The sequence below is a fragment of the Shewanella sp. 10N.286.52.A9 genome (assembly GCF_041468985.1).
Taxonomy (GTDB): Bacteria; Pseudomonadota; Gammaproteobacteria; order Enterobacterales; family Shewanellaceae; genus Shewanella; species Shewanella japonica.
Genome location: NZ_JBFRJQ010000030.1, coordinates 41730 through 54016 on the forward strand (window position 1 = coordinate 41730; position 12287 = coordinate 54016).

The 12287-nt window shown below is 39.0% G+C and carries 7 protein-coding genes and 1 pseudogene; 4 read left to right on the top strand and 4 right to left on the bottom strand.

Annotation, left to right across the window (positions count from 1 at the left end; genetic code table 11):
- Positions 1–21: 21 nt before the first annotated feature.
- The 3 genes from AB4128_RS18520 to prmB are packed head-to-tail and all read right to left on the bottom strand — an operon-like array spanning position 22 to position 3281.
- Positions 22–1203: an MFS transporter gene (locus AB4128_RS18520; protein WP_372038592.1), complete on the bottom strand. Its 1182-nt coding sequence runs from the start codon at positions 1201–1203 to the stop codon at positions 22–24.
- Positions 1204–2298, bottom strand: a complete 1095-nt coding sequence (aroC, locus tag AB4128_RS18525; RefSeq protein WP_055026128.1) for a chorismate synthase — start codon at positions 2296–2298, stop codon at positions 1204–1206.
- A gap of 38 nt (positions 2299–2336) precedes the next feature.
- Positions 2337–3281, bottom strand: a complete 945-nt coding sequence (gene prmB, locus AB4128_RS18530; RefSeq protein WP_055026129.1) for a 50S ribosomal protein L3 N(5)-glutamine methyltransferase — start codon at positions 3279–3281, stop codon at positions 2337–2339.
- Positions 3282–3361: 80 nt separating this feature from the next.
- Between prmB and smrB the strand changes: the two genes are divergently transcribed.
- Positions 3362–3886 (top strand): endonuclease SmrB, encoded by a 525-nt coding sequence (smrB, locus tag AB4128_RS18535; protein ID WP_065110656.1) that lies wholly within the window; start codon positions 3362–3364, stop codon positions 3884–3886.
- Positions 3887–3979: 93 nt separating this feature from the next.
- Here the strand turns inward: smrB and sixA are convergent, their stop codons facing one another.
- Positions 3980–4453 (bottom strand): phosphohistidine phosphatase SixA, encoded by a 474-nt coding sequence (sixA, locus tag AB4128_RS18540; RefSeq protein ID WP_055026131.1) that lies wholly within the window; start codon positions 4451–4453, stop codon positions 3980–3982.
- Positions 4454–4632: 179 nt separating this feature from the next.
- On the opposite strand from sixA, the gene AB4128_RS18545 reads away from it, so the two are divergent.
- From AB4128_RS18545 to AB4128_RS18555, 3 genes and pseudogenes are all read left to right on the top strand, one after another.
- Positions 4633–7446: an insulinase family protein gene (locus AB4128_RS18545; protein ID WP_372038594.1), complete on the top strand. Its 2814-nt coding sequence runs from the start codon at positions 4633–4635 to the stop codon at positions 7444–7446.
- A gap of 275 nt (positions 7447–7721) precedes the next feature.
- The gene (locus AB4128_RS18550; protein ID WP_055026132.1) at positions 7722–12011 is read left to right on the top strand and encodes an EAL domain-containing protein; all 4290 of its coding nucleotides are present in this window, start codon (positions 7722–7724) and stop codon (positions 12009–12011) included.
- Between the two features lie 82 nt (positions 12012–12093).
- Positions 12094–12287, top strand: a pseudogene (locus AB4128_RS18555) (hypothetical protein); the annotation flags it as partial.

Consider the following 12287-nt stretch of genomic DNA (forward strand, 5'->3'; position numbering starts at 1 on the left):
TCACCCTTTGCCCATCACTTTCTATGGGTTAATACTGTCACTTTTTATAATGGGTTTTGGCTCAGTAATCGCTAACGCAGCAATGAGTGATAATCCTGCACACGCTGCGGCAAAAAACCAAGTATGGGTTGAGCCTGAGCCATCCCCCCAAATAACGCCACTTATCCAAGTGCCAATTGCGCCACCTAAACCAAAACTCAAACTGGCATATAGCGCTTGGCCTTTACTGCGGTGGGCAATGTCAAAATTGCGATGAATAAACTGGATTGAGGCCGCATGGGTTAACCCAAATGTAAAGGCATGCAACGCCTGACTCAATGAGAGTAAAGCAATATTATCCACACCATATGCTAACAAAACCCATCTTAATACCGTTAACAAAATACTGACTAGTAGAAGTAATTTAACCCCAAATCGACCTAATAACCTCGGCGCCAATATGAACATTAAAATTTCAACGACAACACCTAAAGCAACAAATAAACCGGCAACGCCCTCTGAATAACCAGCCTGTTTTAAATACAATACAAAAAAGCCATAAAATGGCCCGACACTCATTTGAAGTAAAATGGCTGAAATAAGAAACCAAACAACTGCAGAAGATAATTTAAGTGGTGGTCTTGGTGCTGAACTTGACAGTTTGACGCGATTACTCGGCAGAGCCATGGCACAAATAAACATGCCGATAAATAATACCATTCCAAGCGCTGGCACAATCTCAGCGCCAAATTCACCAATAGCAAATCCCGCGGCAATCACCAAGCATATATAACCGACACTTCCCCAACTTCTAATTGCACCGTAACGATGGGATTCATCGCCTAACGACTCTAATGTAATCACCTCTAGCTGAGCTAAAATTGCATTCCAAAAAAAAGTATAAATCATCAAACTGATGGCAAGGTAAGTCAAACTGCCATCAAAGAAAAAACTGACATAAGTGATAGCAGCTGCCGCTGAACCGAACTTGACTAGCTCTGAACGCATTCCAGTTCGGTCAGCAACCATTGCCCAAACATTAGGTGCAACAATCCGAGTTCCCATCAATATCGCCATAAGAAAGCCGATTTCTTGCGCGTTAAAGCCACGGTTATCAAAAAAGACACCGAGATATGGAACCATTAAACCGAGAATTGAAAAAAAGAAAAAGTAACAAGCGCTGAGCCAACGGGCGTTGGGCTCAGCAGATACAGCGTTGGGCATTTATTTCATACCAATAACAGGAGTTTGTGAAACAACATCTTGGTTTTGAGCGCGATGACGAAGTAAATGATCCATTAACACAATTGCTAACATGGCTTCAGCAATAGGCACAGCGCGAATACCGACGCATGGGTCATGACGACCTTTGGTAACAACATCAGCAGTTGTGCCTTGTGCAGTCATGCTTTGTCCCGGCACTGAAATACTTGAAGTCGGTTTAAGAGCAATGTGCGCAACTATCGGCTGACCTGAAGAAATACCGCCTAATACTCCACCAGCATGATTTGATTCAAACCCTGCAGGTGACATTAAATCACGTCCTTCAGACCCTTTTTGGGTTACCACACCAAAACCATCACCAATCTCAACGCCTTTAACTGCATTAATCCCCATTAGAGCATGAGCTATATCGGCATCCAGTCTATCGAATACTGGCTCACCTAAACCTACTGGTACACCTGTCGCTGCAACAGTGATTTTAGCGCCAACAGAGTCACCTGACTTTTTCAAATCACGCATGTACTCATCAAGTTGCTCTAATTTTGATGCATCAGGGAAAAAGAATGCGTTTTGTTCTACTTCGTTAAGATCAACCGATTCTGCACTGATTGGGCCCAGTTGCGACATGTAACCGTTAATCTCAATGCCATGAACCTGCTTAAGGTATTTTTTCGCAACCGCACCAGCAGCAACCCGCATGGCTGTTTCACGGGCTGAAGAGCGCCCACCACCACGGTAATCACGTAAACCATACTTTTGTTGGTAGGTATAATCTGCGTGACCTGGGCGGAACAGATCTTTAATGTTTGAATAATCTTGACTACGTTGATCGGTATTTTCAATCAATAAACCAATGGATGTCCCCGTGGTTTTGTCTTCAAATACCCCAGACAAAATACGCACCTCATCAGGTTCACGTCTTGCGGTTGTATAACGAGAGGTACCAGGGCGACGACGGTCTAGATCGCGTTGCATGTCTTCAACAGTTAATTCAAGACCTGGTGGGCAACCATCAATAATACAACCTAATGCAACACCATGACTTTCACCGAAAGTCGTTACGACAAAATTCTGACCTATGCTATTTCCTGACATGCTATCTGCTTACCTCAACGTAATTCATTTAATCGTTATTATTCACTATCTTTATAGATGGCGAAAAGTGATTCATTTTCAACTAGCTGGTCGTAGGTGAGAACAAATACGCCATCGCCGCCAAATTCAAATTCAACCCAAGTGAAAGGAACATCAGGGAATTGCTCAATTAAATGGACCATTGAGTTACCCACTTCGACCACTAATAACCCATCTGGAGTCAAATAGTCAGCCGCGTTCGCTAAAATACGCTTAGTTAAATCTAAACCATCACGTCCAGATGCTAAACCAATAGCAGGCTCATGATGGTACTCATCAGGCATATCACCAATGTCTTGTTCATCTACGTATGGTGGATTAGATACGATCAAATCGTATTGTGGCCCTTTAGGAATTGCTGAGAAAATATCTGATTGAATCGGGAATACGCGGTCAAGTACATTTAACGATTCAATATTAATTTGCGCAACTTCTAAGGCATCTTCACTAATATCAAGTGCATCTACCTCAGCATCTTCAAATGCATAAGCACAAGCTATCGCAATACAGCCGCTTCCGGTACATAAATCCATCACACGATTAACAGGTTTATTGTATAACCAAGGACTAAAGCCATTGTTGATCATTTCAGCAATGGGTGAACGAGGCACTAATACTCGTTCATCGACATAGAACTCTAAATCAGCAAAACGCGCTTTATTCGTCAGGTATGGCACAGGTAAGCGCTCACGAACACGACGAATAATTAATTCAACGATTTTGTGTTTTTCGCTACTGGTTAAATTTGAATTTACCACCTGTTGGCCAATCTCTTCAGGAAGGTGTAATGCATGAAAAACCAAAGAAATCGCTTCATCCCACGCGTTATCAGTTCCGTGCCCATAATAAATGTTCGCATCATTAAAACGGCTAACAGCCCAACGCAACATATCGCCAACGGTTCTTAATTCGGTGACAGCTTCATCTACAAAGATTTTATCCAAAACATAACTCCTGAAAAATTGTTCCTGACCATTGTAACTGAAGTCTATTAAGATGACCTAGAATTCAATACAATAGCGCCATGAATAAAGAAAATAATCCCGACTTTGCACTGTTTTCAGAGCAATTTGGCGGTATTAAGCCGTTAAATCAAGACAAACATCATTTTAAACAGTCGGTCAAATCTAAACAACAAGTCGAAGTAAAAGAACAGCAGGTTTATGCTGACAGTTACTTTTCGGATAATTATCAACCTATTTTGCCTGTTGAAGGTCCAATGCGTTGGCTAAACGACAACGTGGATAAAATTGAGCTCAAGCGTTTAAGACGTGGAGATTATCAACCGGACCTGCTACTAGACTTACATGGTATGCGCCAAGCAGAAGCCAAACTTGAACTAGCTGCATTATTGCAAGCTTGTGTCAAACAGCGCGTACTTTGCTGTTGTGTTATGCATGGTTATGGCTCGGGTATTTTAAAACAACAACTACCGATGTGGTTGGCTCAACATCCTAAAGTCAGCGCCTTTCATCAAGCACCTAAAGAATGGGGAGCAGACGCAGCATTATTGGTCTTAGTGGATATTGATGACAATACCAAAGGGTAATCAAACGAATCTGAAAGATTGGCTGTGCAAAAATTAGTGACAGCATGTAACAAAAATGGCAGCGGTCGCTGCCATTTTTAATGATAACTCAGTTTAAGCACTCATTTGCGCAGGTGTTTGCATTAAATCAAAGTGACCACCATGCTCATTACGCTCAATAGATGCTATCGCTGAAGTGGCAAAAATGGGCGGTTCCATACCAGCAACTAGCTCGCTAACCATATAACCTAAAATAGGCATGTGAGCGATAACTAACACTTTTTTTGCTTGGTAATGTTCGGCATAAGCCAAAATCGCATCAACGGCAATTTGCGGGCTACCCGAAGGGGTAATGTCGTCCAGTACTAACCATTTGTTTGGCTCAGGTAAATGTTTTGCCACCTCTTGCCACGTTTGTTGTGCTCGTAGATAAGGGCTAACAATAACTAAGTCCACACTGCTGACTTTTTCCGTTAACCAATTCGCCATTGCGTTAGATTGAGTTCGACCAAGTTGTGATAGCATTCTTTCTCTATCGGACGGTGCATCGAAACCCGCTTCACCATGTCGCATTAAAAATAGCTGCATACTTCTCTCGCTACTCATTATTATTGTGTTTATAGGTTAATTGTAGCCTTAAATAACTCATCCACAAAGAAACAATGAAGGATATTTAATTAGTCTTTAGTCGATATTTTCATTAGTTATTTGCTAAAAAGCCGCAACGAGATCAATATATAGCTAGCCTTCTTATCTGGAGCATCATCTTGACCATAAAACCAGACATCGAATTAAAAACTGTAGACAACATAATAACAAGTCCAAATGACCACCGACATTATCGTCATGTCGTGTTATCGAATGGATTAAAAGTCTTACTTGTAGAAGATAAAACAGCAACCCAAGCTGCTGCTTCGATGACTGTGTCTGTCGGCCACTTTGACGATCCTGTTTCACGCCCTGGTATGGCACATTTTCTTGAGCACATGTTATTTTTAGGCACTGAAAAGTTTCCTGATTCAGGTGAATACCATCAATTCATCAATCAGCATGGTGGTTCAAACAACGCATGGACTGGCACAGAACAAACAAACTTTTTTTACAGTATCGACGCAGAGCATTTCGAAGAATCTCTTGATAGATTCAGCCAGTTTTTTATCGCACCCAAGTTTGATTTAGAACTAGTCGACAGAGAAAGGCATGCCATAGATTCAGAATACAGTCTTAAATTAAAAGATGACATTAGACGGGTTTATCAAGTTCAAAAAGAGTCTATTAATCCTCAGCATCCATTCAGTAAATTCTCCGTGGGGAATTTACAAACCTTAGCAGGCGATGAAGCAGAAGTGCGTCAAGAGTTACTCGACTTTTACCGTTCTAAATACAGCGCCAACATCATGACCTTATGCTTGGTATCTCCACACTCTCTTGATCAACAAGCACAATATGCGCAACATTTTTTTGCCAGCATTGTAAACCGTAACCTTACATCCAGTTATCCAGATACCGCATATTTAACTGATAATCAGCGACTTACCCATATCAACATTTCACCAGTAAAAGACCAGAAAAGGCTGAACATCAGTTTTGCGCTACCCTCAATTGAGCAATTTTATAAGCGTAAACCACTCACTTTTATAAGTCATTTACTGGGTAATGAAAGCCCTGGAAGTTTGTTGTCATATTTAAAAGAGCAAGGTTTTGCTAATAACTTGTCTGCTGGAGGTGGCGTCAATGGCTATAACTTCAAAGATTACAGCATTAGTATCCAACTCACTGATAAAGGTTTAGAACAACTCGATACCATCATCGAGTGCACGTTTGAATATATAAAACTAATCACTACTGATGGAATTGAATCATGGCGTTATCAAGAGCGAGCCAGCTTGTTAGCCACAGCATTTAAATATCAAGAACAAATCAAGGCGCTCGATCTGGCCAGTCATTTAAGCATCAATATGCAGCACTATGACATCGAAGACGTCGTCTACGGCGATTATCGTATGGATGCAATGCATGCAGACGAGACTCTCGCGCTATTGGCATTGTTATCTCCTGACAACATGAGAACACAATTAGTTTCCAAAGAAGTGAGCACTAACCAGCAAGCAAAATGGTACTTTACCCCCTACTCTGTTGAAAAAATTCCAGCAGAAAAAATTGCACAATGGGGAAAAGTAACCCCAAGGAAAGCGCTAACGCTTCCCACTAAAAATCCATTCATAGTCGATAACCCAACATCAAGAGTAGAGCACAGTGAAAGTGATGTACCACTAGTGGTTGCAGAAGATGCAGGATACCGAATTTGGCACCGAAAGGACGATGAATTTAATGTCCCCAAAGGCCATATCTTTTTGTCATTAGATTCTGAAAATGCAAGCCCAACACCTAAACACGCAGCATTAACCAGACTTTATGTTGAAATGGTATTGGACTACATGACTGAGGCCACTTATCAAGCTGAGGTCGCAGGACTAAATTACAATATTTATCCTCACCAAGGAGGGATCACTCTACACTTAACAGGTTTCACCGGTAACCAAGAAACACTACTAGCATTAGTTATTGAAAAGGCTAGAGAAAGAAACTTCACACAAGATCGATTTAAGCTAATTAAAAAACAACTACTCAGAAGCTGGACTAACGCCTCACAAGCTAAGCCGATAGCGCAATTATTTACCAGCTTAACGGTCACCTTACAAAAACGTTCCTATGAGCCTGCTCGCATGGCAGAGATGCTTGAGGACGTCACTCTCGATGAGCTTCACAACCACGTCAGCGCGTTTTACGAGAAAATATACGTAGAAGGTCTTGTTTACGGTGACTGGTTAGTTAACGAAGCCCAACAACTCGCTAAACGGTTAAAACAAGTATTGTCACTTGTCACTAAACCCAGTTCAGAATCGAGTAGAGAACTAATAAATATTGCAGGGCAAGGGACGTTATTACGTGAACTATCGGTTGAACATCAAGACAGTGCCATTATTGTTTATTACCAATCTAGTGACACTTCTGCTCATAAAGTAGGCTTATTTAGTTTGCTTAACCACACAATGTCGTCTACTTTTTTCCATGAGCTTCGTACAGAAAAGCAACTCGGTTATATGGTCGGAACGGGATATCTGCCACTCAATCGCCATCCAGGGATGATATTCTACATACAATCACCAACCACAGGTCCAAGAAACCTGCTTGAAGCCATTGATGAGTTTATTGCAGACTTTAACTATGCAGTGATGCAGATAACGAAAGAACAATGGGAAGCGACAAAGCTTGGCTTAATCAATCAAATACTTGAAAAAGATGCCAACTTAAAAAGCCGCAGCCAACGTTATTGGGTCTGTTTGGGCAATCGAGATTACGACTTTAAGCAAAGGGAAAGAGTCGTTGAAGAGATTAAAAAGTTCACCCGAGCAGATCTCATCAAGTTTATTGTTACCAATATGCGCAGCAAGCATAGCGATAGATTAGTGATGTTCAATGCTGGAGAACAACATGATCATCTTGACCCCTTGCCTACAGCGACGAAAATTACTGACTTAAAAGGTTTTAAAGCGCAAGCAAATAAATTTGAGTTTTAGAGGGGCGACTGTCGAGCTTAAATTTTATTACAACTTTTACAAAGTATTTAAATTGACAGATAAAACAGCGAAAAAAACCGATTTTTAGCAGTAAAACAGTGATAATTGCGTAAAAGTTAAACGAGCAAGCACTTGCGTAGTATAAAAAAAGTACAACCGTAAAAAATATTTATTTTATTTACACTTACGATTTTTTGACAAAGTATTAACTTTCTGAAAAAGTGGAGTATTACCTTGAATAATTCTCGAATACAAAAGACAAAAGTATACTTTATATGCAATTACTAAGACGGTTGTTAATTTGTACAACTCTTTTAATCCAAAGCTTTTTGGGTTTAGCTTTGGCTGATTCAGGGACAAATTATGACCTTACACTCAGTACAGAAGTATACAATACTGAGGATGGCCTCTCTCAAGTAACAGTTACAAGTATTGCAGAAGATGCAGAAGGCTTTGTCTGGCTAGGGACTGTTAATGGTTTAAACAGGTTTGACGGCACAAATTTCAAACACTTTTTCGCTGAAGATTTGAATTCCAAATTGCCTAGCTCATTCATAAAAAGTCTCTTTATTGATAAGAATAACCGCCTAATAGTAGGTACTGATTCAGGCTTAGCATTGTACCGTGGAGATAAAGAAACATTCGAACCTGTTATTATTGATAACCAACCCATTACCCAATCAATATGGTCAATATCAGCCTTATCAAAAGGATTAGTCGTTGGTCTCGATAATAAGATAATTATACTTAATGAAGATTTAACTCGAGCCATGTGGGACTTCCAAAGTGAAGTTTTACAAGAAGTCAAAAAAGTAATAGAAGTTAATGGATCACTATATATTAGAAACTACAATGGTATCGTTTTTAAACTTGAAGAAGACCAACTTACAACAGTTGCCTTCGAATCTAATGATATTGGTATAATTTCTGATAAATTAATTATTTCCACTCAGGAAGGCCTGTTTAGTATCATTAATAACAAGAAGGAAAAAATTTCTGATGAAATTATGACCTACCTTGAGCCTTCAATATCAGGAAATGAACTAACATCAATTATTGACTCGGATATTGTTAGAATAAACTCTGAAAACGTGATCAAAAAAATTGGATTTATAGAGCAAGATGCAGCTAGAAAACGTCCATATATTAAAGAGACTAAATCTTCAATTTTCATTACTGATGTGAATTTAGGTGTTATTAAAATTGATCGTAATAGAAACTTAATTAAAAGCTCTAAATTCATAACAGACAATATTTGGGCAATAACACAAACTGAAGAAAATATATATTTAGCAACTGATTCTTTTGAAATCAGAGTTTTGGATAAATCACTTCAATATTCCCACTCTATTTCAATTAAAAATGCTTCAGGCCCAAAATCAATCAAGGTTCTCAACAAACATTTATATACTGGTAATATAACTGGTTTAACAATTACTGACCTCGAAACCTTAGAAACTAGCAAGATACTTGAGCGTCATATAAGTAATGTACAACTAAGTGAAGATAAAACTAAACTCTATGCCTCTACAATCAATGGGAAAATATTCGTCATTGAAGGTGATGAGGTTATTGAAACACTTACTACGGGTGAACGTTATCCAATTTTTGATCTCGTTGAGAGAGATAGTGCCCTATGGGTCGCAACTCAAGGTGGCCTATTTAAAATAACTAATGGGAATTCTGAAAAAATTTACTCAGAAAGCATGGTGACAACATTAAAATTTGACGAGAATTACCTTTATTTTGGTACAAGAAATTCATTATTACAGTTAGAAATAATATCAAACCAACTCAAAGAAATTTTCAAACATAATAAATTAGTTTACTCAATAGAGTTATTTAATAACTTTTTAGTTTCATCATCAGCAATGGAACTCAACATTACAAATAAAACAAACTTTAAAAATTTGAAATTGTCATCTAGAAATGGAGCTCAAGGTGACTACAACTCCCTAGCTTCAATTCGTTTGGATGATTACTCTTTATTTGGTGGTGCTAAGGGACTAAGTATTGTTAACCCCAATGAAATCTATAATGAAATACTTATTTCTGGAAGTACAGATGTTGCTTTAATAGATTTTTCATTATTTAACGTTTCTGAAAAAGTTGGCGGGGACATCCTGCAGCAACCGATTAATAAACAAGAAAATATTACTTTAAAATATTCTGACTACCCTTTCACATTTACTTTTGTAACTCCTGGTCAAGACTTAGATGAATTTGAGTTTTTCTATCAAATGCAAGGCCTAAACGATAGCTGGCTTCCATCTCAATATATTAACTCAGCAACATATACCAACTTATCAGCTGGTGTTTATCAATTTAATGTTTATGCAATTAATAAACTTTCAGGTAAGCAAGGTAAAACGAAGTCTATAACAGTGACTGTTACACCACCGTGGTATTACTCTTTTGAAGCTAAACTAACCTATACACTTCTGTTTTTACTATTTTTATTAGTCGTATCTAAAATTCTTTTACGTCGTCGAGAAATTCAAAAGCAGATAGCTCTCAGTGAAGAACGCCTAAAACTGTCTCTGTGGGGAAGCGGCGATGAAATGTGGGATTGGGATATTGAAACGGGCGAAATCTACCGCTCTAACATTTGGGGAACCCTTGAGTTTCCGCAAGATGGTCGACGCTCAGGCAAACCCGGTGAAGAAAGTAATATCCACCCTCTTGATCAACATCGCGTCAAAACTGCGTTAAATGATCACTTCAAAGGGCTTACAGATCACTTCGAAGTCACTTACCGAGTTAAAAGTCGCGAAGATTTATGGATGTGGATCCTTGATAGAGCCAAGATTGTTGAAAGAGACCACAAAGAAAACCCTGTTCGAATGACAGGTACGATTAAAAACATCAATAATTTAAAACAAACCGAAGAACAATTACGTTTATTTGAGCGAGCCATTGAAAACATCTCCGAAGGCATGTTTATTCTTGATGAAAAGTACCGTTTTGTCGAAGTTAACGATGCCTGTTGTGTATTAACAGCACAGCCTCGAGAAGAGTTTATAGGCCAGCTATTTACCTTCGGTCGTTACCCAGAATCATACTCTAATCAAGTGCACGCCTCATTGTCCCAGCAAGGTTGCTGGAGTAATGAATTAGAAGCTGATAGAGGAGACGGTAGTCACTTCTTAATGGAGCTTACCGTTGATGCGATTTATAACGAGCAAGGTGAAACAACTCATTATGTTGGAGTGTTCTCTGATATTACTCGTCGTAAACAACAGGAAGAAGAGCTACGTAAATTAACCAATAGTGACTTACTAACTGGGTTGCCAAATCGTTCAAGCCTGCAAGTTACACTGAATAATTTGGTTAAGAAAGATATCCATCACACGTTAATGGTTTTAGATTTGGATAACTTTAAGCGAATAAACGACTCGTTAGGGCATCAGATCGGTGATGAGTTGTTAGTTGATGTCGCCAAGCGTATTCAAAACAATGTTCCTAAGCACGTTAGTCTTTATCGACTTGGTGGTGATGAATTTGCAATATTAGTTGATCAAAACCCTGATATCGGCTCTTGTGCTGCTATAGCATCAAGAATAATAGATTCATTAAAAGAAGAATTTAAAATTGATAGAGAGTCCTTAGTTGTTGGCCTCAGTATTGGTATTGTGCTGTATCCAGAAGATGAGCAAAATGAGCAAGCGCTATTAAGAAAAGCCGATATTGCGATGTACCACGCGAAATCTGGCGGCGGCAATCGTTATCAGTTTTACTCAGAGTCTTTAAACCAAAATGCACTTCGTCAGTTAGAAGTTGAAAATCTCATTCGCGAAGGCTTAAAAGAAGACCTATTTGAGGTTTACTATCAACCCAAGGTCGATTTGAAAAATGATAACCTTGTTGGAATGGAAGCACTGGTTCGCTTAGTTCACCCAGACTTTGGCGTTATCTCTCCCAACGAATTTATTCCATTAGCAGAAGAAAATGGGTTGATTGTTGAGATTGGTGACTTAGTGCTCAGAAAAGCCTGCTTTGCAGCTCAAAAATGGCGTGAACAAGGCATCTTCACAGGCCGTGTCGCAATTAATCTATCTTCTAGGCAGTTTGCCCTACCAGATCTGCAACAACGCATTTCAACAGTATTACAGCTAACTAAATTACCCGCTTGTCATTTAGAGCTAGAGATCACTGAAAGCACCATTATCAAAAACCCTGAAAATGCTATCAAAGTCATGAATCAACTTTCTAAAATGGGCGTGACCTTGGCACTTGATGATTTTGGTACTGGTTATTCCTCTTTGTCTTATTTAAAACGATTCCCGATCCACTGTCTAAAAATTGACAAGTCATTTGTCGATGATATTAGTAAATCAGATCGCGATCTTAAAATGGTCGACAGTATTATTACCATTGCTCATAACATGGGGCTATCAGTCGTTGGTGAAGGTGTCGAGGACGATGCCCAACTCAATATACTCAAAGCACTCAAGTGTGAAGAGATACAAGGCTACATATTCAGTAAACCTGTTCCAGAAAAAGATTTTACTGAATTACTCAATATCAATTTCGATAAACAGGAATTAAAAACACTACAAAGTTAACATTGGCACAACAAGTGCAAATAGCAGTTCAGACGTCAAATAAAAAACTTTTTTATTAACCCTGAACTGAGAGATTAATACAATGATTAACGGAATTATCATAGCTGCACTTTTAACTTCTACTTCTACTGCCGCTAATATGACAATGGAAGTTTCACAGTCAATTGAGTCAAATAACAATTACATTGTTGGTCTACCTAATATCAAGTTTATTGACTCGCAAGTCGCTGGCCTACCGAATATTAAGTTTGTAGACACACAAGTTGCTGGTTTACC